The 23,900-nt window shown below is 56.6% G+C and carries 22 protein-coding genes; 9 read left to right on the top strand and 13 right to left on the bottom strand.

What is annotated here, in order from left to right; all coding sequences use genetic code 11:
- Positions 1-12 precede the first annotated feature (12 nt).
- Positions 13-540, bottom strand: a complete 528-nt coding sequence (locus GOX61_RS01290; protein WP_170331078.1) for a component of SufBCD complex — start codon at positions 538-540, stop codon at positions 13-15.
- A 119-nt stretch (positions 541-659) separates the two neighbouring features.
- Here GOX61_RS01290 and hemB point away from each other — a divergent pair, with 119 nt between their 5' ends.
- The 4 genes from hemB (at position 660) to GOX61_RS01310 (ending at position 5,503) form a co-directional block, all read left to right on the top strand.
- The gene (hemB, locus tag GOX61_RS01295) at positions 660-1,658 is read left to right on the top strand and encodes a porphobilinogen synthase (protein WP_170330665.1); all 999 of its coding nucleotides are present in this window, start codon (positions 660-662) and stop codon (positions 1,656-1,658) included.
- A gap of 141 nt (positions 1,659-1,799) precedes the next feature.
- Positions 1,800-2,372 (top strand): YSC84-related protein, encoded by a 573-nt coding sequence (locus GOX61_RS01300; RefSeq protein ID WP_155147193.1) that lies wholly within the window; start codon positions 1,800-1,802, stop codon positions 2,370-2,372.
- Positions 2,373-2,533: 161 nt separating this feature from the next.
- On the top strand, positions 2,534-4,996 hold the full coding sequence (locus GOX61_RS01305; RefSeq protein WP_170330667.1) for a penicillin acylase family protein: 2,463 nt from the start codon (positions 2,534-2,536) through the stop codon (positions 4,994-4,996).
- Between the two features lie 111 nt (positions 4,997-5,107).
- Complete coding sequence (locus GOX61_RS01310) at positions 5,108-5,503, top strand: SgcJ/EcaC family oxidoreductase (protein ID WP_170330669.1); 396 nt, start codon at positions 5,108-5,110, stop codon at positions 5,501-5,503.
- Positions 5,504-5,521: 18 nt separating this feature from the next.
- On the opposite strand, the gene GOX61_RS01315 is transcribed toward GOX61_RS01310, so the two are convergent.
- From GOX61_RS01315 to trkA, 5 genes are all read right to left on the bottom strand, one after another.
- A complete protein-coding gene (locus tag GOX61_RS01315; protein ID WP_170330671.1) occupies positions 5,522-5,827 on the bottom strand; it encodes a putative quinol monooxygenase in 306 nt (101 codons plus the stop codon).
- A 49-nt stretch (positions 5,828-5,876) separates the two neighbouring features.
- On the bottom strand, positions 5,877-7,148 hold the full coding sequence (gene hflX, locus GOX61_RS01320) for a GTPase HflX (protein ID WP_170330673.1): 1,272 nt from the start codon (positions 7,146-7,148) through the stop codon (positions 5,877-5,879).
- The gene (hfq, locus tag GOX61_RS01325) at positions 7,148-7,387 is read right to left on the bottom strand and encodes an RNA chaperone Hfq (RefSeq protein WP_010440340.1); all 240 of its coding nucleotides are present in this window, start codon (positions 7,385-7,387) and stop codon (positions 7,148-7,150) included. Before hfq ends, hflX begins: the two co-directional genes overlap by 1 nt.
- A 130-nt stretch (positions 7,388-7,517) precedes the next feature.
- The gene (locus GOX61_RS01330; protein ID WP_170330675.1) at positions 7,518-9,056 is read right to left on the bottom strand and encodes a TrkH family potassium uptake protein; all 1,539 of its coding nucleotides are present in this window, start codon (positions 9,054-9,056) and stop codon (positions 7,518-7,520) included.
- Positions 9,056-10,432: a Trk system potassium transporter TrkA gene (trkA, locus tag GOX61_RS01335; RefSeq protein WP_155147203.1), complete on the bottom strand. Its 1,377-nt coding sequence runs from the start codon at positions 10,430-10,432 to the stop codon at positions 9,056-9,058. The genes GOX61_RS01330 and trkA overlap by 1 nt, the downstream gene beginning before the upstream one ends.
- 96 nt (positions 10,433-10,528) lie before the next feature.
- Here trkA and GOX61_RS01340 point away from each other — a divergent pair, with 96 nt between their 5' ends.
- The gene (locus GOX61_RS01340; protein ID WP_170330677.1) at positions 10,529-11,008 is read left to right on the top strand and encodes a hypothetical protein; all 480 of its coding nucleotides are present in this window, start codon (positions 10,529-10,531) and stop codon (positions 11,006-11,008) included.
- 18 nt (positions 11,009-11,026) lie between these two features.
- Here the strand turns inward: GOX61_RS01340 and GOX61_RS01345 are convergent, their stop codons facing one another.
- From GOX61_RS01345 to dusB, 7 genes are all read right to left on the bottom strand, one after another.
- A complete protein-coding gene (locus GOX61_RS01345; RefSeq protein WP_170330678.1) occupies positions 11,027-12,208 on the bottom strand; it encodes an MFS transporter in 1,182 nt (393 codons plus the stop codon).
- Between the two features lie 43 nt (positions 12,209-12,251).
- Positions 12,252-12,884 (bottom strand): helix-turn-helix domain-containing protein, encoded by a 633-nt coding sequence (locus tag GOX61_RS01350; protein ID WP_254436713.1) that lies wholly within the window; start codon positions 12,882-12,884, stop codon positions 12,252-12,254.
- Between the two features lie 43 nt (positions 12,885-12,927).
- Positions 12,928-14,337, bottom strand: coding sequence for a nitrogen assimilation response regulator NtrX (gene ntrX, locus GOX61_RS01355; RefSeq protein ID WP_155147211.1), 1,410 nt, complete (start codon positions 14,335-14,337; stop codon positions 12,928-12,930).
- Entirely contained in the window at positions 14,334-16,559 is a 2,226-nt protein-coding gene (locus GOX61_RS01360) for a sensor histidine kinase NtrY-like (RefSeq protein ID WP_217353739.1), read from the bottom strand. Before GOX61_RS01360 ends, ntrX begins: the two co-directional genes overlap by 4 nt.
- Positions 16,560-16,721: 162 nt before the next feature.
- Positions 16,722-18,089, bottom strand: a complete 1,368-nt coding sequence (locus GOX61_RS01365; RefSeq protein WP_155147213.1) for a response regulator — start codon at positions 18,087-18,089, stop codon at positions 16,722-16,724.
- A 32-nt stretch (positions 18,090-18,121) separates the two neighbouring features.
- Complete coding sequence (locus GOX61_RS01370; RefSeq protein ID WP_170330682.1) at positions 18,122-19,189, bottom strand: two-component system sensor histidine kinase NtrB; 1,068 nt, start codon at positions 19,187-19,189, stop codon at positions 18,122-18,124.
- Positions 19,186-20,169 carry a tRNA dihydrouridine synthase DusB gene (gene dusB / locus GOX61_RS01375; protein ID WP_437436571.1) on the bottom strand — a complete coding sequence of 328 codons (984 nt, stop codon included), beginning with the start codon at positions 20,167-20,169 and terminating at the stop codon, positions 19,186-19,188. Before dusB ends, GOX61_RS01370 begins: the two co-directional genes overlap by 4 nt.
- Positions 20,170-20,352: 183 nt before the next feature.
- On the opposite strand from dusB, the gene GOX61_RS01380 reads away from it, so the two are divergent.
- From GOX61_RS01380 to GOX61_RS01395, 4 genes are all read left to right on the top strand, one after another.
- Positions 20,353-21,483, top strand: a complete 1,131-nt coding sequence (locus GOX61_RS01380) for a bifunctional 2-C-methyl-D-erythritol 4-phosphate cytidylyltransferase/2-C-methyl-D-erythritol 2,4-cyclodiphosphate synthase (RefSeq protein WP_170330686.1) — start codon at positions 20,353-20,355, stop codon at positions 21,481-21,483.
- Positions 21,480-21,977 (top strand): phosphatidylglycerophosphatase A family protein, encoded by a 498-nt coding sequence (locus tag GOX61_RS01385; protein WP_170330688.1) that lies wholly within the window; start codon positions 21,480-21,482, stop codon positions 21,975-21,977. The genes GOX61_RS01380 and GOX61_RS01385 overlap by 4 nt, the downstream gene beginning before the upstream one ends.
- A complete protein-coding gene (locus GOX61_RS01390; RefSeq protein WP_170330690.1) occupies positions 21,974-22,456 on the top strand; it encodes a CinA family protein in 483 nt (160 codons plus the stop codon). Before GOX61_RS01385 ends, GOX61_RS01390 begins: the two co-directional genes overlap by 4 nt.
- Before the next feature lie 196 nt (positions 22,457-22,652).
- Positions 22,653-23,834, top strand: a complete 1,182-nt coding sequence (locus GOX61_RS01395; protein WP_170330692.1) for an ammonium transporter — start codon at positions 22,653-22,655, stop codon at positions 23,832-23,834.
- Positions 23,835-23,900: the final 66 nt, after the last annotated feature.

Here is a 23,900-nt window from a genome sequence, read left to right on the forward strand (position 1 = left end):
GCCTTTCCGGTTTTACCAACCCAGAACACCTATGGAAAAGTTCTGATACATGCCCCAGAGCGAAGTGACCAGTATGGCAAACATGCCAATGATCTGTGTGTACAGTCTGCTGCGCGTCAGCGCCTTGGAAACGATCTCCAGCGTCATCTCCTGTTGCTGCAGGCGACGCGCCATGGAAACGTTGATCAATGCCACGATCGTCATCGGAAACAGCAACAGAAAAACGGCCTGTGCAAACTCCACGTGATAGTAAAACCCCATCACGGCAAGGCCTGAGAAAACAAAGCTGGTCAAAGCAAAGATAACCGCGCCCGAGATATCCACGATATAGAGTATCCGATTGGCATTGATCCGGACGATGTCCAATAGGTCGATTTCGGCTTGCCCGCCGATCCGGCGCGCGCGCACAAGCAGATCATAAGGCACCCCCATAACCCAGTGGCTGGCCGAAGACCAAACGACCGCAAGTACAATCCAGAACCACAGATTCGAGAAACTGCGCATGTCGATGATCTCGAAAATCGTAGCGTACCAGTCCAAACCCAGTCCTTTATTCAAAATCCTCAGTGGGTTCTATCGGACTGGCGCGTCCATTGGTACCCTTGAGACCACGGCAAATTCATGCCACCCAATGCGCGATTGTTCAAGGAGAACGCGCCATGAAACCGACCAACGCCCCCTATCCTCTTGCCCGTTTTCGTCGCACACGTCAGTCCGAGGCGATCCGGGGCCTGGTTCGTGAAAACACGCTGACAGTGGATGATCTGATCTGGCCGGTGTTTGTGCGTGATGGCGAGGGTGTGGAAGAGCCCGTCCCGTCAATGCCCGGAGTGATGCGCCGTTCGGTTGACCTGATCGCAAAGGCCGCTGTCGAGGCTCAGGCGCTGGGCATTCCCGCAATCTGCATTTTTCCTTACACCGACGCGTCGCTGAAAACCGAAGATTGCGCCGAGGCATGGAATCCCGAAAACCTGTCGAACCGCGCCATCCGCGCCATCAAAGAAGCGGCCCCCGACATCGCTGTTATGACAGATGTTGCGCTCGATCCGTACAACATCAACGGTCATGATGGTTATGTTGTTGATGGAGAGATCGTTAACGATCAGACCGTCGAAGCGCTGGTGAAGATGACACTGGCGCAGGCCGAAGCCGGAGCCGATATTATTGGCCCCTCGGACATGATGGATGGCCGTATCGGCGAAATGCGCCGGGCGCTTGAGAGTGCAGGCCACCAGAATGTGATGATCCTCAGCTATGCAGCCAAATATGCCAGCGCTTTTTACGGACCTTTCCGTGATGCTGTAGGTGCTTCGGGTGCACTTACCGGGGATAAAAAAACCTACCAGATGGACCCGGCCAACTCGAACGAAGCACTCCGCCTGATCGAACGCGATCTCACCGAGGGTGCCGATATGGTCATGATTAAACCCGGCATGCCGTATCTGGACATCTGCCGGAGGGTCAAAGACACGTTCGGTGCCCCGACATATGCCTATCAGGTTTCAGGTGAATTCGCGATGATCCGGGCTGCAGCACAGAACGGCTGGATCGACGGAGAAAAGGTCATGTTGGAAAGCCTGCTTGCATTTAAACGCGCTGGCTGTGACGGCATCCTAACCTATTTCGCCCCCAAGGTCGCCAAGATCCTTCAGAGGTAAAACCCCAAACTATCGCAATTTTTCGCCGATTGCCCCGACTTGCCGGGCAGCTTTCCCGTGACATGGAAAGGCAATCGGCGTATTCTTGCACACAAGATCGGGATCACCCGACAAATCAGGCACTCTACAGAGACAGGAAACATGAGCAGTTCCCAATCCCCACGACTGAGCCGTCGCGGCTTTGCTTTTGGCATGGCCGGTCTAACCGTAACCGCAGCTTGCGGAAATGGCGTCGGAAACTCGAACGCAGCCACGATTGACGCTCGCGTCGATGCCACGCTGAATGAAATGTACAGCAAGTACCCCAACACGGTCGAAATCGCCAACAAGGCGAACGGCATGCTGGTCATGCCTCTGATCACCGAGGCTGGTTTCATCTTTGGTGGCGGCTTCGGCCAAGGCGCACTGCGTATTCAGGGCGCAACGGTCGACTATTATTCGGCGGTGAAAGGCACAGCCGGCCTGCAGATCGGCGCGCAGCAATACGCGCATGTTCTGTTCTTCATGACCGAAGATGCGCTTAACGAATTCCGCCGCTCCAGTGGTTGGACCGCAGGCGCTGATATTGGTTATGTCGTTGATGCGACAGGCAGCACACTCTCGACCACCACCACCACGCTGCGTACGCCGGTTGTGGCGGCAATTTTTGGTCAGGCCGGATTGCTATTCGGCGCCACCGTCGAAGGCACCAAATACACACGCATCATCCCCTAAACACGAAACGAGCACCCCCGTGCAGACCTCGTCACACGCAGTTCGGCAGTGGCGAGGTCTTTTTGTTTTCTACCAAGATTCTCGGGCTGTTCCTCTTTCGGTCATGCGCGCCATGATTTAACCTCAGCGCAATCTGAAATGAACGATTTGGTAAGGTGCCGATGGGTCTTGTCTTTCGCTGGCTGATGCGTATTGCCTCGGGTCTTATCCTGTTGTCTCTGGCCGCTATCGGGCTGGCCTATTTTTTGGCCAATCAATCCCTGCCGGATTACAATCAAACTCTTGAGGTTAAAGGGCTTAACGCACCGATTGAAATCGTGCGCGACACCGCCAACGTCCCACATATCCTGGGTGAGAATGACCCCGATGTGTTCTTTGGCCTCGGCTATGCCCATGCGCAAGATCGCCTTTGGCAAATGACAGTTTTGCGCCGCACGGCGCAGGGCCGCCTGTCAGAGGTTTTTGGTCAGCGAACAGTCCACATCGACAAACTGCTGCGACGTCTGGACTTGTATGGCCTGGCCCACAGATCAGTCGAGGTTCAGGACGACTACACCAAAGCCGCGCTTCGGGCTTATTCGGCAGGGGTCAACGCACGTCTTGACGAAATAAACGAGATGGCGCTGGGCCGAGGCGCGCCCGAGATGTTCCTTTTCAACGCTCCGGTTTCACCCTGGCAGCCCGGTGACAGCATTGCCGTAATCAAGTTGATGGGGCTGCAACTATCGGGCCATCTTGAGGACGAAGTGCTACGTGCCAGAACTTCGTTGATGCTGAATGATCCGGCTCGACTGGCAGATATCCTTCCAAATGTTCCCGGCCCCGGAATTGCAGCACTGCCCGAATATGCTTCGTTGTTTCCGGGCTTGCCGCAATACGCGGCTGGAACCTCCATGCCCGACACGCCGCTGTCGCCCTTTCCCAAACGCGGTTTGGCGGGCGCTTCCAACGCGTGGACGGCAGCACCCTCCAGATCGGCCAGCGGCGGAACACTTCTGGCCAACGACCCGCATCTGGGCTTTACAGCACCCGGCGTCTGGTATCTTGCGCGGCTCGAGCTGGCCAAGGGCGGCGTGATTGGAGCAACGATCCCCGGTATACCCGCCGTTATGACCGGTCGAAGCGACCGTTTGGGATGGGGGCTGACATCGTCCTATCTGGATGATCAGGACGTTCATATCGAAAAGCTGAACCCTGAAAATCCGGAAGAATACCTCACACCGGAAGGGTTCAAGAAATTCAGAACACGCCCTTCGATCATCGATATCAAAGGTACCGCCCCGATCACGTTGACCTTGCGGTGGACCGAGAATGGCCCGGTTCTGCCCGGCAGCCACTATAACCTCGAAACGATTACACCTCCGGGTCATGTGGCCTCATTGTCCTGGACTGCACTCAGCCCGCGCGACACATCGATGACCGCATCGATGGCTTTGATGAATGCCGATAATGTCCGTCAGGCAATCTCTGTGGCTGAGGATTTCATCGCACCTTCGCAGAACCTGTCTCTGGTCGATACGAACACCATTGCGATGAAACTGATCGGCGCGATGCCTAAGCGCGATCTCAACAATCAAAGTCGCGGCCGCATTCCAACACCCGGTTGGCTGGCCGAGAATCGTTGGCAGGGCCGCCTGCCCTATGTAGACAACCCGGAATTTGTCGCACCGGCTGGCGGTGTTCTGGGCAACACCAACAACAAGATCATCGACCGCCCATTTCCTGATCATGTGTCCTATGAATGGGGCGATACGCAACGTGTGCATCGTTGGGAGCGTCTGATGCAATCCCGCGAAGTTCACACGCGCGACAGCTTTATCGAAGCGCAGCTTGATACCGTCAGCTTCACTGCTCGCTCTTTGCTACCGCTCATCGGCGCAGACCTTTGGTTCACCGGTGCTTCCGCGCCCGAAGGCACGATCGAACGGCAACGTCAGGTCGCGTTGGGGCTTCTGGCGGAATGGAACGGCGAGATGAATGAACATCTGCCGGAACCTTTGCTCTATGCTGCGTGGTTGCGAGCCCTGCAAATACGGTTGATCTCGGACGAGCTCGGTCCGCTGGCCAATGAATACAAGCATGTTGAGCCATTGTTCATCGAGCGTGTTTATCGCGATATCGATGGGGCTTCGGTCTGGTGTGACGTTCGACAAAGCGCGCCAGTGGAAACCTGCACCGATATGGCGCGACTGGCGCTGGACGATGCCCTGATCTGGATTTCCGAACGCTACGGTGGTTCGCTTGAATCTCTGCGCTGGGGCGATGCTCATCAGGCGACGCATGATCATCCGGTACTTGGTTCTGTTCCTGTGCTTCGGTACTTCGTGAACATCCGCCAATCGACCAGCGGAGGTGACAACACCCTGTTGCGCGGCCGGACATCTGGCACCGGACCGGACCCGTTCCAGAACGTACACGGCGCAGGATATCGCGGCGTTTACGATTTTGCAGACCCAGACAGCTCGGTATTCATTACGGCAACCGGGCAATCCGGCCACTTCCTTTCCCGCTATTATGACGATCAGGCTCAACTGTGGCGGCGTGGTGAGTACATTCCGATGTCGCTCGATCTTGATCTTGCGCGCGCTGCAGCAGTGGGTGTCACCTTCCTCAATCCGCGATAATCCGCGACATGTCGGCAATTCCCCGCCCCCAATCCGGGGCGGCGTGGACGAGTACCCGCGTTTTCGAATAGCATCGACAGCGCTGACGCACCGACATCAAGGGGGAAATTCGTGGGCAGCGTTCGTGATACCCTGAACAATCTGGCACGTGACTATGCTATTGCATGGAGTTCCGGCGACCCTGACGCCGTAGCCGCGTTCTTTGCGCCCGATGGCGAGATCACCATCAACCGAGGTGAACCGCTGCAGGGACGCGCGGCAATCGCCGAGATGGCGCGAGGCTTCCACTCAGATTTCCCTGATCTTGAAGTGCGGTGTGACATGCTGCGTTGGGCTGGCAGCCATGCCATCTTTGTCTGGACCCTTGAGGGGCACCATGCCGAAACCGGAAATCGCGTTGTGACACGCGGCTGGGAGGAATGGGAGCTTGGCCCGGACCATAAAATCCTGTCATCGCTGGGATGGTTCGATGCCGAGGACTATCAACGCCAAATTGACGGGCAGTGACTAACTTGAAAGCCTTATTCAGCTATCAGTATCTCCGCTCGTGATCGAGTATTCCCGAGGGATACCTTCTGTAACCTTAAACCAATCAGACGCTTTGGTGCGGTTCTGATGTTCCTCGAAAGCCTCCTGGCTTTCAAAGATCTCTGACACGTTGAAGCGACCAGTGTGTGCCGCATCCTCGACAACCTCAAATGAGATGCAGCCCTTCTCAGCACGGGTCAAAGAGATATGGTTCGGCAACGCAGCCCGCACCTGTTCCAACCTGTCGCGCGGCACATCCAGAAAGCCGGTCAGAAATACCTTGGCAGTTTCAGCACCCGTCACCGTTCATACCTCCACGCGTCGTCGCGGTCGTTGTTCCGTTACAAACCGGTCAAAGCCCGCGGAACTGAGCCGCCTGTTTGTCGGTCCATAAAACGGTGATCTCGAATCCGTTTTCCGTTTGCTCTTCCGACCGCACAACATCCTGACGGAACAGCCAGGCACGTTTGTCGCCCTGAGAGAAGTCCAGTGTCAGCTTCTCTTCATGCCGCACGCCCTGCAGCTTGGTCGCAATCTCTGCCAGTAAAGGCTCGACACCTTCGCCGGTCACGGCGGATATCGAGAAAATTTCCGGATCACGGTCAGAACGGGCCAGCGCACCGGCGCGATCCTCATCCGACAGCAAATCGATCTTATTCCAGACCTCCAACCGCGCACGCGTGTCATCCACGCCGAGAGAGGTCAGGATGGTTTCAACATCCCTCGCCTGCTCTTCGGTTTCCTCATGACTGATATCACGAACGTGTATGATCAGGTCAGCACCAAGCACCTCTTCCAAGGTAGCCCGGAAAGCCGCCACCAGCTCGGTCGGCAAGTTGGAAATGAAACCTACCGTATCGGACAGGATAACCTCGGGGCCATCGGGCAGTTCAACCCTGCGCATGGTCGGATCGAGCGTGGCAAACAGCATGTCCTTGGCCATGACTTCGGCACCGGTCAGGCGGTTGAACAAGGTGGATTTGCCTGCGTTCGTGTATCCGACAAGCGCCACGATTGGATAAGGTACCTTTGCCCGCGCAGCGCGATGCAACGTCCGCGTTTTGACCACTTTCTGCAGCTGGCGTCGAAGACGGACCAGTTGTTCATCGATTGCGCGGCGGTCGGCTTCGATCTGCGTTTCACCCGGACCACCCACAAATCCTAATCCACCCCGCTGTCTTTCCAGGTGGGTCCAGGCGCGCACCAGTCGCGTTCTCTGGTAGCTCAGGGCTGCCATCTCGACCTGTAGCACACCTTCACGGGTACGTGCACGATCCGAGAAAATCTCCAGGATCAATCCAGTCCGGTCGAGAATTTTGACCTTCCAAGCCTTTTCCAGATTGCGCTGCTGAACTGGTGTTACGGGGCCATCAATCAGAACCAATTCAATCTCATTCTCATGAAACCGTTCACCCAGTTCCTCGATCTTGCCGCTGCCGAACAATAGACCCGGCTGCGCGCGTTGCAGGCGCACGATCTCGGACCCGATCACATCCAGATCGGGCAACGCGGCAGCCAGTGCCACCGCTTCTTCCAGCGCCGGTTCAGGGACACGGCGCTGTTCATCTGATTTGATTTCGGGATGCAGCACCCAAGCCCGGGTGCGCGCCCTATCGTGTTCCATCAAGAGGCGTCTTCGCCCTCATACAGGCTGATCGGCTGCGATGGCATGATTGTCGAAATCGCGTGCTTGTAGACCAACTGCGACTGTCCGTCGCGGCGCAACAATACGCAGAAATTGTCGAACCAGGTGATCACACCCTGCAATTTGACGCCATTGATCAGGAAAATGGTGACCGGGACCTTTGCTTTCCGTACATTATTCAGGAACGCATCCTGAAGATTCTGTCTGTCCGAAGCCATATTTTATTATCTCGCCGTTGTTCTTGCTACGCGCTGCGGACCAACGCGCTCCCTCTGCGTGAGTATGGAGTGGTGCGCAAAGATATTCCAGATGAAAAATCAGGCACTAGGATAAGCCGGTGTAAGCAGATCACCCTCGCCAAAGTGCCGGTGTGATCAACGCGATGATCGCCAGTGTTTCCAAACGCCCAATAACCATCGCCGCGCACAGCGTGAGTTTGGCCCCCGCAGACAGATCGATCAGCCGGATCGGTACATCAGTCGCCAACTCGATCAGGGGTCCGGTTGTACTGAGTGCCGCCACGCTCAGGACCATCGCCTGTTCGAATCCCACGCCCATTGCTGCCAGCAGAACATCAAACAGACCCAGCGTGATCGCGAACATCATCAGGAAGATCCAAGCGATGAAGGCACCATCGCTCTGAATCCGACGATTGCCACCCCCTGCACCGCTAACGGATGAGGGGTAGATCAGACGGTCAATCTCACGCGCGCCATTCAGATACAACGCATAGACACGCAACAACTTGACCCCGCCAGCAGTGGTCGCCACCCCGCCACCGATCAGCGCAAGACCCATCAGCACCAGGCCGGGGGTTCCCAGCCCCGAAAGTTGCTGGGCATCATTCCAGTTTGCACTTTCAAAACCAGCGGTGGTCAGGAACGACATGACGGTAAACACCATGCCCCAGATCACAAACAGGGCCTGCCCGGCATCCATCTGACCACCAATCTCACTCACCCCGGCCAGAACCCGGAAAAACAAAAGCAGCGCGACAGCGATAACAATCATCAGACCAATTCGAAACTCGGGGTCTTTATCAAGTCTTGAATAGCCCGATGCAGCGGTGTCGGTGGAAAAAGTCAGGCGAGACAAGGCGAAGAACAGGAACAGAAACAGAATTGCCTCACCAGTGAACCCGGCAGTCGATCCCTCCAACCCGCCGACCGGAGAAATTCCCGATGTCGCCATCACCGACATCGCATGACAAATTGCTGTAAGCCCCTGCTCTCCTGCGACCAGCAGCAGAATCCAAATTACCGACGTCAGGCCCGCGTAGACAGGTGTTAATGTGCGGGTCACACGGATCAGGCGACCGCGCGGATCTACTTTCTCGCTCTGAGCCACGCCCGAGACCGGTCGCCCCGGCTGACCCCGCGCGGTAATCTCGAATCCACCCAATGACAGCGGCGCAAGTATGGCCGCAGCAGATATCCACATCAGCAATCCGCCCAGCCATCCAACCAGTGCTCGCCATAAATGCAGGGGCGCAGTTAGTCGCGTCGGATCAGGGAACATGTCGGCGCCAGTCGTGGTCAGCGCACTGACCATGTCAAAATAGGCATTCAGATATTTCGTGTTGCCCAATGCATCATGCAGCGGCACTGCCAAAAACAGAGGCAGAACCGTAAAAGATGCAAACAGCACGGCCAACTGTCCCAGCGTACCGCGCCTTGGTTCTCGGTTTGACATCGCCAATCCGATGACCGTGACAAAGAACAGTCCGACAATCCCGGAATAGAAAAACGAACGTGAGGTGGGATGATCATCCAGTGCCAGCGCATAGATCGCAGGAATCCACATCGCCAGAGACGCAAATCCCCAGATCAGCAGAAACAACGGCAATCGCCGCATCAATCCGAGCTGCTGTTTGCGCGCGGTCACCATCAGAAGAAATCAATCGAAACCTGCATAAGCCGCTCGACCTCAGGCACGTCCTTGGCCATGGCAAAGATTGCGACGACATCCTTTTCATCAATGCGCAAACTGCCTGTCGGCCTCAGCACTTCGTCGCCTTTACGCACAGCACCCACCAGAACACCTTCTGGGAAGTCAATGTCGCGTAGTTTCTGCCCAGCCATAGGTGATGTCGAAAGTACTTCTGCCTCGATCACTTCGGCTTCGGCATCCCCAATGGAATAGACCTGACGCACGCGTCCATGACGGATGTGACGCAGAATCGAACTGACAGTAGTAGCACGTGGATTGATATAAGCATCGATTCCAAGCGGTCCCATCAACGCCACCATGCTGGGATCGTTGATCAGTGCAATCGCCAGAGCGCATCCTTCCGCCTTGGCGCGAACGGCCGCCAGCATATTGGTCCGGTCGTCATCCGTGACAGCCAACATCGCATCGGCCCGTTCTATACCCGCTTCGCTCAGCAGCGCAGCGTCCAACCCGTCACCATTCAGGACAATCGTTCGCTCCAACGCCTCAGCAGCCACTTCAGCACACTTACGGTCGCGTTCGACCACTTTGGCCCGCACCCGGCTTTCGCGTTCCTCCAAAGTGCGGGCAACCTCAAGACCCACATTACCGCCGCCAACGATTACGACGCGGTCCTGTTTCTTTTGCGCCTTACCAAAGACCTCCATCGTTCGGTCGACATCTTTGACGTTGGTGAAAACATAGCATTCATCGCCAACAAACAGCTGATCCTCGGATTCAGGTGCAAACAATGACCCTTCACGGCGCACACCCACCACTATCGAACTGAGTGTCGAGAACAGATCTGTCAGCTGCCTCAGCGGTGTATTCACAATCGGGCAGTCTTCGTCCACGCGAATGCCAAGTAGCTGCGCTTTGCCGTCCATGAAAATTTCGGTATCGAACGCTGATGGCGCGGACAGGCGACGCATCGCGGCAGCCGCAACCTCGCGCTCAGGGCTGATCACCACATCAATCGGCAGGTGATCTCGGCGATAAAGATCCGAGTGAATCGCTTCGAGGTAAGATTTGGACCGCAAGCGCGCAATCTTACGCTGGATAGAAAACACCGAATGCGCCATCTGGCAGGTGACCATATTCACCTCGTCCGAATGGGTTGCGGCGATGATCATGTCCGCATCGCGCGCACCAGCCTTATCCAGCACGTCCGGATAGCTGGCGAAGCCTGCGATTCCCTGTACATCCAGCGTTTCCGTCGCGCGACGCACCAGATCGGGATTGTTGTCCACAACCGTTACGTCATTCAACTCGCCCGAAAGGTGCCGTGCAATCTGCCAGCCAACCTGACCAGCACCGCAAATGATGACCTTCATGTTTTTGGCCCTTCTGCCTGAATTCTTTGAATGACAGATGCCCCCAAAACGGTCAATTGAATTGTCATGGACAGACAGGTGAGGCAAGATAAGCATATGAAAACAGTGCTTCGTTTGCTTATCCCCCTGATGGTGCTCGCCTCGTGCGGCCCGCTTTCGCTGTATTACCGCGAAGGTGAATCCGTATCTCGTATGCAAACGGAAACCACGCAATGTCAGGTGCAGGCACTCAAGGACGCACCGGTAGCAAATCAGATCAGACAGAATCCACCGGTCTATTGGCCTGGCAGAACCTATTGCGATGGAAGAGGCTATTGCTATCGAACACCGGGTTGGTGGCAGCCCGGCAATGTTTACACAGTTGACGTCAACCAGGACTTGCGAAACACGGTCGAAGCACAATGTATGGCACAGAAAGGCTATCGCCCTGTCAGCCTGCCGCCCTGTAAATCTGGGGTGAAATCCAAGGTTGCGCCGGTTCGAACAACCAAGCTACCGCCACTCAGCAGCGCCTCATGTTTCGTGAAATTCGACGACGGTTCATTCCAGATCATCACGCCCGGACAAGCCGGATAGGTTTCCCAGAGTGATCGCTCAGCCCAAAGCGGCCAATGCACGCTTGCGTCGCTGCCCTAGTAGGATGTGCACAATGACTGCAGCTGCATAGAACCCAGCGACCGCAATAAACATTCCCGCCTCATCCACACGCCAAAGCACCGCCAATAGGATCGGAGTGCCAAGCAGATTGCCCGCATTTCCCATCTGGGCCATCGCGCCATAGCTCAGCGCCTGATCCTCGGCGGCTTCATTCAGCTCCGGAACGGCTGCAAAACTGCCGCCCTGCACCAGCCCAAGTACTGCGAACAACGCGATACAGACCAGTGCCAGCGGTGCCCCCATAAACAAGGAAAGGATGGCCACTATGCCTAGTCCAAAACCAAGATTGACCACGGTTACGCAAGAGAAGACTGTCAACAGGATCGGCACCAGCAACCATGACAAAACGATCCCGGCCAGCGGCATCAAGGCAGCGACTGACGCTCCCTGCTCTTCTGGCAATCGCCCGGGCAGGATCGCCAGGAGTGATACGAAGGTCAGCGTGTAGAAAAACCATCCAAGTGCCGGAGCTGAGATAAATGGAGAGCGATAGGTCCGTAGATGAGCATCGACAAATGCGGATAGCCCCCAACTCGCGCCTTCCGACGATCCTATACATACCTTCAGGCGACATAAGCCAATCAATCCGGCCATCACCAACATGAGAGCACCGTGTAGAGCAAAGTAAGCGGGTAAACCGAACTGATCTACAAATGGCAGCCCGAACCAAGCATTCATCGCGAACGCTACGCCAAAGAAGGTACTCCACAACACCATCGCTACGTTTCGTGCTTTGCCTTGCGTGATCTGGGCGATCAGAGTTGGTGCGGCAACAACAATGGCCAGATGAGACAATCCTTCGACAACTCGGCTAGCCAACATCAACTGAAATCCGGGAAGCATAACCTGAACCAATGAGATCGCACCACCGAGCACGAGACCGGCAATCAACAGACGCACTGGACCGACCCAGCCGGTGATCGCCCCCGAAGTTGCACCCAGAACAGCACCCATCAGGCTGATGATCGACAACAGCCAGCCAATCGCATCCGCATGTGCGGGATAAAGCAGGCCAACATCGGCAAATGGCACCGCGATCTTGGCGAACTGGGTTGCAGCACCCAGTCCCGCGCACCAAAGCAGAATGACCTGCAGGAATATTCGAAGCGATGGATTCATGTGGCAGGTCTACAGCGTCCATCGGGCTGCAGGAACGCATAAATTATGCGCCGCTGATCCGAGCCCCGCTGACCAGCCGAACGGGTGTTCCGTCAGATAGGTAAAGGCGCTCCCAAATGATCTGCCCGGCGCTGATCCTGATTTCATCATGCAGCGCTTCGGACGTCAGAAACGCCTTTGGCGCTGGCGTTTGCAGATCCCACCACCCTTCGTCTTTCAGTTCGGCCTCAGCTTGCTGAATTTCGTCTGTAGCGAACTGCCAAAGAGATACCCCTAGCAACGCACGCTGGCTGGTTTTCCAATCATTGGCGCGACTAGCCGAATATGCGAGGCAGATGTGGCTGGCTTCCTCCACCAGATGGATACAGTCCGTGGAATTCATGACCAGTCGCTTGAGGGCAGCATCTTCCGATCTTGTTGGCCCCAGTGCCGTGAAAACCGCCTGCTGAAGATGAGGGCCCGGCGCCTGCTGTCCATTCTCCCATCTCGAAATCGTGGTTTGGTCGACCTCAAGCAAGTCGGCAAGCGCCGACTGTTTCAGCCCGATTGATCGGCGAAGCCGTTTGAGACGGCTTCCAAATGCGGGGTAACCCACCGTTTTGGCCATCCCGGTCTCTGCCATATTTGCAACCATTGGTACCAAGCCTTTCGAAACGATGCAGGTGGGTGCAGCCATCAATCGGGTTGCACCAGACCTGATCGCGTAAAAGCCCGCCCAGTTACTCAGCCGGTTCGGGCTCATCCATATGCGCGACCCGCGCACCGGATTTGTTCGACGTGACAACACCCAGCGACTTTAGTTTGCGGTGCAGCGCACTGCGCTCCATGCCGACAAAGCTTGCGGTGCGGCTGATATTACCACCAAACCGGTTGATCTGGGTCAGCAGATACTCACGTTCAAATGCCTCGCGAGCCTCACGCAATGGCAACGTGGCCAATGCACCGGACAGGACAACGCGACCCGAGTCTTCGGCTTTTTCCTCTTCATTCGGCAATTCGCGTGCCTCAATCGGGCCAGTACCGTCACCAAGGATCAGAACACGCTCGATCAGGTTTTTCAGCTGACGCACGTTTCCGGGCCAAGTCATCGTCTGCAACAGGGCGACCGCCTCGTCCGACAACTCGCGGATCGGCAGGCCTTGGGTTTCATTGCACATTTCGATGAAATGCTGCGCCAGAACCGGAATATCCTCGCGCCGTTCTTCTAGCGAAGGCACGGCTACCGGTACCACATTCAGACGATGATACAGTTCTTCCCGGAACCGTTCGGCTGCAATCTCGTCATCAAGATCCCGGTTGGTCGACGAGATGACCCGCAGGTCTACCCGCACCTTGTCGGTTCCACCTACCCGCTGGAACTGCTGATCCACCAATACCCGCAGGATCTTGGATTGCGTTCCCAGCGGCATATCGGCCACTTCGTCAAAATAGACGACACCGCCATGCGCCTCCTCCAGCAACCCGGATTCTACCCCCCGCTCTGAGGATTCGCGTCCGAACAAAACCTCTTCCATCCGTTCCGGCTCAACACCCGCGCAATTCACCGTGACGAACGGAGCATTTGCCCGATTGGAATGCGCATGGATGTATCGCGCAGCAATTTCCTTGCCCGAACCGGCCGGACCGCTCAGCATCACGCGACCATTGGACTTCGTGACTTTGTCCAGCTGCCCTTGCATTGCCCGGAACGAGGCCGATTTGCCGATCATGTCCGAGCTGCTGACCTCTTTCCGCTTGAGCGACGCATTTTCACGGCGCAGGCGCGAGGTTTCCATCGCGCGGCGGATGACCACCATGAGCTGGTCGATATTAAAAGGCTTTTCGATGAAATCGTAAGCGCCCTGCTTGATCGCAGCGACGGCAATTTCAATGTTGCCATGCCCCGATATGATCACCACCGGCACATCCGGATTGTCGCGCTTAACTGCCTTGAGAATATCGATCCCGTCCATACGGCTGTCCTTCAGCCAGATATCAAGGATCAGGAGCCCTGGTGGCTCTGAGTTGATGGCGGCCATGCACTCGTCCGAGTTGCCAGCCAGCCGGGTGGAATAGCCTTCGTCCTCCAGAATGTCGGACACCAGTTCGCGAATATCGCGTTCGTCATCTACGATCAGAATGTCGCTCATCTTTGGCCTGCTTTCAGCTTGTTTATATCAATTGCCTGCTTCTGTGGCGCGACGGCGGGGGAAATACTGGCCCCCGGCAAACGGATCACGGCCATCGCGCCAAAATGGTCCTGTCCGTCAAATACGGGCGCATCTTCCAAAGTCAGCGCACCGCCATGTTCTTCGATAATTTTCTTCACGATGGGCAGGCCCAAACCGGTCCCCTCATCGCGTGTTGTCACATAGGGTTCGAACAACCGAGCCCTGTCTTCAGGTAAACCTATTCCGTTGTCTGCTATGGTGATGATGGTTCCAGCCTCATCGCTGGAAACTAAGACCTTGATTTGCGGCGCCAGATTATCGGGCGCTCCTTTTTCTTTCAGTGTTCCAATGGCTTCACCGGCATTCTTGATCAGATTCGTCAGCGCCTGGTTCAGCATCGTCGCGTCGACATCGGCAAGAATGGGCTCTTCAGGCAGATCTGCATCAATCTGAACATCCGGCTGTCCTGCTTGCTGCAATAGAACGGCCTCACGAACCAGATCAACCACATTCGCCTCGTGCCGATCCGGCTCGGGCATCCGTGCGAATTTCGAGAATTCGTCCACGATCCGGCGCAGGTCATTGGTTTGCCGAACGATGACATCGGTCATAGACTCGAGGCTTTCGCAATCCTCCTCATCAAGCTTGCGAGAGAACTTGCGCTTGATCCTTTCTGCACTCAACTGGATGGGCGTTAGCGGGTTCTTGATCTCATGCGCGATGCGACGGGCAACATCCCCCCACGCGGCCATCCGCTGGGCGCTGACCAGATCGGTCACATCATCAAAGGCCACAACATAGCCTTCCAATCCGCCGTCTTCTCCACGACGTGTTGCCATACGGACCAGTAGATTTTCCAGCTGACCTTTGCGGGTTACTTTCACCTCGCCCTGAACAGCTTCTTGTCCGCCTTCAAGCAGAGATTCAAACAGCGGCAAGAATTCCGGAACGGCGATCCCGATCGCGAGGTGCTGTTCACCCCCTGACCAGTCCAGCAAACGTTCAGCCGAACGGTTCACAAACGTAACACAGCCGTCGGGATCGACCCCTACAACACCAGATGTCACCGAACTGAGCACCGAGTCAAACAAGCGCCTGCGGCGTTCAATCTGCCGCGTATTTTCAAGCAGTGTATCCCGCTGGCCCTTCAACTGGCGGGTCATCTGGTTGAAGTAGCGGCCAAGCATGGCGATCTCGTCGTCATTGGCCTCTTCGATCACCTGAACACTCAGATCGCCTGCCCCCACGCGCTGAGCCGCTGTGGTCAGACGTCCAACGGGGCGCGACAGACGTTCGGCAAACCACATGCCCAGCGACATGGCCGCAAGGATCAGGATCAACGCAAACCCTAGGTACAAAAGACCGAATTCGAACAGCACCCTGCCCCGTTCACTCTCAAGTTGCTGGTAGAACTGTGCAGTTTCTTTGGTGTCGTCCAGCAAGGTCAGCAGCTGGCCGTCCACATCGCGACTGACGTAAAGGTACCGGTCGAGGTAGGCTTTCAAAGGAACCAGTGCGCGAAATTCATTGTTCGACCAGTCCGCAATAATCAGCAGGCCTTTGTCGTCTGCCTCAACTATCTGTTCAGCCGTCGGGGGTTCGAAATTGAACAGATAGGAACGGTCCCCACGAGACCGAATCTCGCCACTACCATCGATGACATAAGCCTCACGCAAACCACGCTGGATTTGCGCCTGCCCCTGCGCCAGCACCTCGCGCAGCTCTGCATCAGAAATATAGAAATCCAGCGTTCGTGCATTATCAAGGAATCGAGCGAGCACCGTCGCGTCCTGCGTCAAACCCTGTCGGTGCTCCAGTTCATAGGCCTCGGCAGCCGTAAGCGACGAGCCTACCACCTGCCTGACGCGATCTGAAAACCAGCCTTCAAGGCCAATGTTCACCGTCAGCCCGGCAAATATTGCCACTGTTACCGTCGGCACCAGCGCAAGCAGCGTAAATGCACCGATCAGGCGCAGGTGAAGTCTTGATCCGGCCGATTTTGCGCGCCGCGCAGCGATAAGACTGCCCAATTGCCCCAAAACCAGCGCAGCGACCACCAGCACGTAAACGAGGTCGGCAAGGAGAATCAGACGCAATGTCGGCGCAGTCGCACCCAGATCAAACGGTCCGATTACGAGATATGTGGCCAACGCAAGTGCAGGTCCAAGAACCACAAGGCCCAAGGTGCCGAAATTGCGCATCTTTCGGGACTTACGCCACCGATTAATCGATAGAATTGGCCGGTTCTGTGCCCGGGTTGCCACCGTCTGCCCTCATCCTGATGTGCCGCTCTCGCGGCTTACCGCCATATATCGTGGTCCTTGCCGGGTACGAACCCGGATGCCACGGTTTGTGTGGCGATATTACATCAGTTTGCGGCGGCGTGTCACCTGAATATCGAGATCTGTAATCTTTTTGCGCAGCGTATTTCTGTTGATCCCCAACAAATCGGCACATTTCGCCTGATTTCCGCCAGTTGCCTCAAGTGCGATTTCGATCAGAGGGGCCTCAACCTCGCGCAAAATACGTTGGTACAAGCCCGGTGGGGGAAGAATATTGCCGTGAAGATCGAAGTAACGTCGCAGATGACGCGCCACCGAGGATGACAGTTTTTCCCGCTCGCCATCTCCCAGAACCGGTTCAGCTTCGGGTTGGCTGCCCAATACCATTTCCACCTCAGCCTGCGAGATTTCGTCAGCGCGGCTGGTCAGGCTGAGCCTGCGAATGGCGTTTTCCAACTGACGTACATTTCCAGGCCACGAATAGCGCCGTACCAATTCCACTGCCTCGGGACTGAGCCAACGTTTTGTGCCGCTCTCACGCTCTTCCCGTGACAGGAAGTGCTCAGCCAGCAATGTGATGTCATCCACTCGCTCCCGCAGGGATGGAACATGAACCGTTGCCCCACACAGGCGATAGTACAGGTCCTGGCGCACCCGACCGCTTTCCATCGCTTCGGTCAAATCGGTCTGGCTGGTCGCCATAAAACGCGGAACATGATCGCCGGGCGTATCCATCATTCGTACGATACGCGCCTGCACCTCGTCATCTATATCCGCGATCTCATCAATCAACAGCGTCCCGCCACGAACCCGCGCCATCACGCGCGCCGGTCCCTCCAGATCCCGCAGATCAGCTGCCGTTGCAGTCACAAACGGCAATGTACGCCTGTCAGAGAAATCGTGAATAGCGCGCGCAATCAGTGACTTACCCGTCCCGCTTTCACCAGAAATCATGACTGACAGATCAGTATTCATCACCCGTGCAACCAGACGATACAGCGCCTGCATGACCGGCGTACGGCCAACCAATGGCAGTTCATCAGGACTATCCACGCGATCATCGGCTGCTTCGGGATGGGCGCGCTGTTTCTGCTCAAGCGCACGCGCCGTTCGCTTCATCAAATCGGGCAAATCAAACGGCTTGGGCAGATAGTCATACGCATCTGCCTCAGCCGCCTGGATCGCCGTCATGATCGTGTTTTGGGCCGAGATCACGATAACCGGCAACCCGGGTCGATCCTGAGAGATTTTTGGCAACATCTCCAAACCGTTACCATCTGGCATGACAACGTCCGAGATTACGACATCCCCTTTGCCCTCACCTACCCAACGCATCAGTGTGGTCAGCGAAGATGTTGCATGCACTTTGCACCCGGCCCGCGTCAGGGCCTGCGTCAGAACGGTGCGGATCGTGCGATCATCATCTGCAACCAATACTGTACCATCCATCAGGTGCTCTCCTTTGTTTGCCGGTTACGGCTCTATTGTTCGTGACGCGGTGCCCGCCGCAGTGACAGCTTGAAAACGGTTCGGCCCGGTACAGATTCCGCTGAAATCCAACCATCGTGGTCTGAGATGATCTTGCTGACCAATGCGAGACCCAAACCCGTGCCATTTTCTTTGCCTGAAACAAACGGGTCAAAAATATCGCTGATGATATCTTCGGACACGCCCGGTCCATCATCTATGATCTCAATCTGCAACGGCAGTGAGTGCCCAGACCCATCGCTGCGCCGCAAACGGAACGAATGCTCGAAATAGGTGCGCAGGCGGATCGTACCACCACCGGCACCTGCGGCTTCTGAGGCGTTCTTCAGCAGGTTCAGCACAACTTGCAGAAACTGATCCGGATCACCGTAGGCCAATGGCAACGAGGGATCATAATCCTCGATGATCGTCATATCCGCGCCAAATCCCAGCAAAGCAGATCGGCGTGCGCGGTCCAGAACGTCATGAATGTTAACTGGCTTGAAGTCTGGCCGGGACAGGTTTCCAAATTGCTCAACCTGCTCCAGAAGCTTCACGATCCTGCGGCTTTCTTCAACGATAAGATCTGTAAGTTCAAGATCTTGGGGCGCAATGTTCATGCTCAACAACTGAGCTGCGCCGGTGATCCCGGCCAAGGGATTCTTGATCTCATGCGCCAGCATCTCGGCCATGCCAATCGCCGATTGCGCCGCGGATTTAACGGTGTTTCCCCGCGTCATCCGCCCGGCCAGTTCCCGGGGAGAAATGATCATGATCATCGAACCGGGATGCCCGACCATCGGTGCGATCTGCAAAGCACATTGCAAGGGTGCGCGATTGCCCGATCCCACATCAACATCATTGACGAAAAGCGGCGTGCCCTGCTCTCGTGCTCTTAGGAACGCCTCCTCCAATGGGGCATCCACTGCGATCTGATCCCAAACCGGATGCCCAACAACGGATTTGCGGGATGCGTTCAGAAAGCCCTCAGCTGACGAATTCACATCTGAGATGCGGTCATCGCCATCGATGATAAAAGCCGGAACCGGCAGAGAGGCCCAGATTTCCTGATCCGACGTCATGCCGCCACCACTGCTTTGCAAGACAACGCGTCGCCGATCAGGTGCAATACCTCGTCAGTGTCTCGTGAGGTCAATACAGATCGGCGCAGCGCGGGTGGTGTCCCAGCCTCATCCATGTACCAGCCAAGATGCTTACGTGCGACGCGCAGGCCCAGATCGGTTCCGTAGAACTCCAGCATTGCCTGATAATGCGCACGGACCATCTCGATCAGTTCCTCACCCAATGGGATCTCTGGCGCAGGGCGACCGTAAAGATCGTGACAGATTTGCGCCAAAAGCCATGGCTTTCCTTGTGCGCCACGTCCGACCATCACACCGTCTGCGCCAGAAAGGGTCAAAGCGGTGCGGGCCGCTTCGGTATCAATGATGTCTCCATTGGCAATCACCGGGATAGAAACTGCGTCTTTCACCGCTCGGATTGCCTGCCAATCTGCACGCCCCTTGTAGAATTGACATCTGGTGCGGCCATGAATGGTGACCATGCGGATACCTGCATCCTGCGCCCGGCGCGCGACATCCGGGGCGTTCAGCAGATTGTCATCCCAACCCAGCCGCGTTTTCAGCGTGACCGGTACATCCACGGCATCAACGACCGCCTCAATCAGGGTCAACGCGTGATCCGGCGTTTTCAACAGCGCAGAGCCAGAATACCCATTGGTGACCTTCTTGGCCGGGCAACCCATGTTAATGTCGATCACCCGCGCACCCCGATCAGCAACCTGTCGCGCAGCTTCGGCCATCCAGTGGGCCTCTCGCCCCGCCAGTTGTACGGCCGTGTTTTCCACGTCTGCCGACAGCTCAGCCCGCTCACGCACGCCGGGTTTGGCCTGTACCATTTCCTGGCTGGCGACCATTTCGCTTACGACCATCCCTGCGCCAAAGCGCATAACGAGATCACGAAATGGCCGATCCGTGATTCCGGCCATCGGCGCCAGCAGGACCGGCGGGTTCAGATCTTTGTCAGCGAGTTGCAGGGTCAACGTGCTTAATCCTTGGGCAGTTGCAGATTTGATATCGAATTCTGCGCATATGAACAACAAAACGGCGACCCGCAAGCCCGCAAAATCATCATATGCCTAATTTTTAGGCAGCTTTACGCAGGTGATTGCCTCTGCATTCACCGCCCCCTAAACAAAGCGCATCAAACAGGAGAGTTTTCGTACATGACCACCGCCGCCATAATCGTCGCCGCGGGACGCGGACAGCGCGCCGGAGGCGGCACGCCCAAGCAATGGCGAGCTCTGGCCGGGAAAAGGGTAGCCGACTGGACGTTGAACCGGTTCAAAGGAGTGGTGGACCATATCGTTCTTGTTCTCTCGCCCGACGATACCGAAGCATGGGAAGAATTCCGGGACAGCGATCTGTTGCTGGCCTCCGGCGGCAATGATCGTGCGGGTTCCGTACGCAATGGATTGCAGGCACTGGCGGACAAGAGCGTCTCACAGGTTTTGATCCACGATGTTGCACGCCCTTGCGTCAGCGAGGAAACCATCCGCAACGTTCTGGTGGAGCTGGAAACTCACGCCGCTGCCGCACCCGGCCTTGCCGTAACGGATGCGCTTTGGACGGGTGACGAGAACATGGTGACAGGAACGCAGGATCGTTCGGGCCTGTTTGCAGCCCAGACACCGCAAGGCTTCCGATATGATGCGATCGTCGCAGCACACACCGCACATCCGGGCGGAGCGGCAGATGATGTCGAAGTCGCACGTGCGGCAGGTATCGAGGTGCTGATCGTGCCGGGTGACGCAGACAATCTAAAAATCACAAGGCCCGAGGATTTTGCCCGGGCAGAACGCATAATGGGAACGGATATGGATGTAAGGTTGGGCAACGGGTATGACGTGCATCGTTTTGGTGATGGTGATCACGTGATCCTGTGTGGCGTGAAAGTCCCACATGATCGGGGTCTGCAGGGTCATTCGGACGCCGATGTTGGCATGCATGCGGTAACGGACGCAATCTACGGCGCTTTGGCGCAGGGCGATATCGGCCAGCACTTCCCGCCATCCGATCCACAATGGAAAGGTGCTGCCAGCGAGATCTTTCTGCGCCACGCGGTCGAGCTTGCCGAGCAAATGGGATATCGCATTTCCAACGTGGATTGCACGCTGGTCTGCGAATACCCCAAGATCGGCCCCCACGCGCAAGAAATGCGTGAAGAAATGTCCAGAATCATGGCGTTACGCGCAGATCAGGTGTCGGTGAAGGCAACAACATCCGAACGCCTAGGCTTTACCGGCCGCAGTGAGGGCATCGCTTCTGTAGCCACTGCCTGTTTGGTGAAATCATGAACGCGGCGCGCCTGATCGGAACTGTCGGCGGCGTCGGATATCTGCGTCCGGCACCGGGAACTTGGGGGTCACTTGCCGCACTGCCTATGGTCTGGGTACTGCACACGATCGGAGGGTTTCCCCTACTGGCACTGGCAACCATCGCCGTTATAGTCGGCGGCATCTGGGCCACCGGTGTTATGACGGCAGGACAAGAGGATCATGACCCCTCGGAAATCGTGATTGACGAGGTCGCAGGCCAGTTCATCGCGCTTTGGGCAATTTCCTACCCGTCCTGGGCACATGGGATCGACATCACCGCCCTTTGGCCCGGTTGGGTTGCCGGTTTCATCCTCTTCCGCCTGTTCGATATCACTAAACCCGGTCCGATTGGATGGGCCGACCGGCGCGGCGACCCATTGGGTGTCATGCTGGATGATGTCATCGCCGGGATCTTCGCTGCGATTGGTGTCATGATCCTTGCAGCCATCGCACATGGAGTATTGGGCCTGTGACCGTAACGGACCTGTTGGAACGCGCCAAAGCGCTGAATGTCATGATCTCGACTGCGGAAAGCTGCACGGGTGGCATGGTTGCTGCATCCCTGACAGACATCCCCGGCAGTTCCGATGTCGTTGAACGCGGCTTCGTGACCTACACCAACACCGCCAAACAAGAGATGTTGGGGGTCAGCGCCGAGACACTCGCCGAACATGGTGCGGTGTCCGAAGAAGTCGCCAGAGAAATGGCAGATGGCGCACTGACGCACTCGCAGGCACAGCTTTCGGTTTCGATCACCGGTATTGCCGGACCGGGCGGATCAGAGTTCAAACCCGAAGGCCGCGTTTGTTTCGGACTGGCCGTACAAGGGCACCCAACCAGAACAGAAACTGTCGAGTTTGGCGCGCTCGGCCGGGACAATGTGCGCAGGGCTGCGCGCGATCACGCACTTGATCTGATCTCCAAGGGCCTTTCCGACATCGATGAAAAATAAGGCGACCGCCGCAATATTGCGCGGAAATTATCGCCACTTAAAAAAAGGACGTCAAAACAGGCGCGTTTTAAGCTGCTCGCCTCTTTTTTCCTCGTCTCCTGTTCGCTTCAACGCTTCGCACCACCACTCACTTAGCGCCGGTTCGTGAATAAACGTCATGAACCGGCGCACCTGAAGCAAAAGAGGAGAGCGGCCCATGAACGGAGCCGATACAGCCTGGATCATCGTCGCAACCGCGCTGGTCCTGTTCATGACATTGCCAGGATTGGCGCTGTTTTACGGCGGGCTCGTCCGGGCACGCAACGTGCTCAGCGTGTTCATGCATTGTTTTTCGATTGCCTGCTTGATGAGCATCTTGTGGCTGGTCGCCGGATACTCCATCGCATTTGGCGATGACCCATCCGGAATGTGGGGCGGCCTCAACAAGGCTTTCCTCAATGGCATCGACGCAGACAGCCTGGCGGGAACCCTGCCCGAGGTCCTGTTCTTTGCCTTCCAGATGACGTTTGCCATCATCACCCCTGCACTGATCGTCGGAGCGTATGTAGAACGCGTGGGCTTCGGGTTTGTCCTGACCTTCTCGGGTCTTTGGATGCTGTTGTGTTATGCCCCCGTCGTTCATTGGATCTGGGGCGGAGGCATGTTGTCTGATGGTGGCATATTGGGTGAGATCGGCGTTCGCGACTTTGCGGGTGGCATCGTTGTCCATGAAACCGCTGGTCTGGCAGCCCTGATCATAGCTGTAATCCTCGGCCCGCGTCGCAACCGCACCACCCCGCCGCACAACCCCGGCTATGTCATGATCGGCGCGGCAATGCTGTGGGTGGGCTGGTTCGGCTTTAATGGCGGCTCGCAACTGGCCGCCGATGGTGGTGCTGCCATGGCAATGACCGTTACACACCTGTCCGCTGCCACTGCATCGTTGAGCTGGGCGCTGTGGGAGCGTATCAGGTTCGGTAAGGCCTCGATGGTCGGGCTCGTCACCGGCACGATCGCTGGTTTGGCGTCGATCACTCCGGCCTCAGGTTTTGTTGGACCGGTTCAGGCACTGATCATCGGCGCAGTGGCCGGTATCCTGTGTCAGGAAGCCGTCTATGTCATGCGCAACATGCTCAAGATCGACGATACTCTGGACGTCTTTGCAGTACATGGCGTTGGCGGGATCTTCGGTACAATCATGATCGCTCTGTTCGGTCTGGGAACCTGGACTGCACAGTTGGGCGGGCTGGTTATCGTGGGTGCCTTTACGGCAGTTGTCACGATTGTGTTGGTCAAGGTGGTTGCACTGATCACCCCACTTCGCGTAGACGCGGAGACCGAAACAAACGGGCTCGACCTCGCGGTACATGGGGAACGCGCCTACGAAATGAGCAGCTAAGCCCACCTTGGCGTGCTCTGCTGCCCGCAAGGGCACAAGCGGGTCTCTTGGGAGGCCCGCTTTTCT

It is taken from the genome of Ruegeria arenilitoris (genome assembly GCF_013030265.1).
Classification (GTDB): domain Bacteria; phylum Pseudomonadota; class Alphaproteobacteria; order Rhodobacterales; family Rhodobacteraceae; genus Ruegeria; species Ruegeria arenilitoris_E.

What these genes read in the sequence shown, in the direction of transcription:
- hemB (WP_170330665.1), top strand. Translation starts at nt 660, where the DNA reads ATGAAACCGACCAACGCCCCCTATCCTCTTGCCCGTTTTCGTCGCACA.
- GOX61_RS01300 (WP_155147193.1), top strand. Translation starts at nt 1,800, where the DNA reads ATGAGCAGTTCCCAATCCCCACGACTGAGCCGTCGCGGCTTTGCTTTT.
- GOX61_RS01305 (WP_170330667.1), top strand. Translation starts at nt 2,534, where the DNA reads ATGGGTCTTGTCTTTCGCTGGCTGATGCGTATTGCCTCGGGTCTTATC.
- hflX (WP_170330673.1), bottom strand. Translation starts at nt 7,148, where the DNA reads ATGGAACACGATAGGGCGCGCACCCGGGCTTGGGTGCTGCATCCCGAA.
- hfq (WP_010440340.1), bottom strand. Translation starts at nt 7,387, where the DNA reads ATGGCTTCGGACAGACAGAATCTTCAGGATGCGTTCCTGAATAATGTA.
- GOX61_RS01330 (WP_170330675.1), bottom strand. Translation starts at nt 9,056, where the DNA reads ATGGTGACCGCGCGCAAACAGCAGCTCGGATTGATGCGGCGATTGCCG.
- trkA (WP_155147203.1), bottom strand. Translation starts at nt 10,432, where the DNA reads ATGAAGGTCATCATTTGCGGTGCTGGTCAGGTTGGCTGGCAGATTGCA.
- GOX61_RS01340 (WP_170330677.1), top strand. Translation starts at nt 10,529, where the DNA reads ATGAAAACAGTGCTTCGTTTGCTTATCCCCCTGATGGTGCTCGCCTCG.
- GOX61_RS01345 (WP_170330678.1), bottom strand. Translation starts at nt 12,208, where the DNA reads ATGAATCCATCGCTTCGAATATTCCTGCAGGTCATTCTGCTTTGGTGC.
- GOX61_RS01350 (WP_254436713.1), bottom strand. Translation starts at nt 12,884, where the DNA reads ATGGCTGCACCCACCTGCATCGTTTCGAAAGGCTTGGTACCAATGGTT.
- ntrX (WP_155147211.1), bottom strand. Translation starts at nt 14,337, where the DNA reads ATGAGCGACATTCTGATCGTAGATGACGAACGCGATATTCGCGAACTG.
- GOX61_RS01360 (WP_217353739.1), bottom strand. Translation starts at nt 16,559, where the DNA reads ATGCGCAATTTCGGCACCTTGGGCCTTGTGGTTCTTGGACCTGCACTT.
- GOX61_RS01365 (WP_155147213.1), bottom strand. Translation starts at nt 18,089, where the DNA reads ATGGATGGTACAGTATTGGTTGCAGATGATGATCGCACGATCCGCACC.
- GOX61_RS01370 (WP_170330682.1), bottom strand. Translation starts at nt 19,189, where the DNA reads ATGACGTCGGATCAGGAAATCTGGGCCTCTCTGCCGGTTCCGGCTTTT.
- GOX61_RS01380 (WP_170330686.1), top strand. Translation starts at nt 20,353, where the DNA reads ATGACCACCGCCGCCATAATCGTCGCCGCGGGACGCGGACAGCGCGCC.
- GOX61_RS01385 (WP_170330688.1), top strand. Translation starts at nt 21,480, where the DNA reads ATGAACGCGGCGCGCCTGATCGGAACTGTCGGCGGCGTCGGATATCTG.
- GOX61_RS01395 (WP_170330692.1), top strand. Translation starts at nt 22,653, where the DNA reads ATGAACGGAGCCGATACAGCCTGGATCATCGTCGCAACCGCGCTGGTC.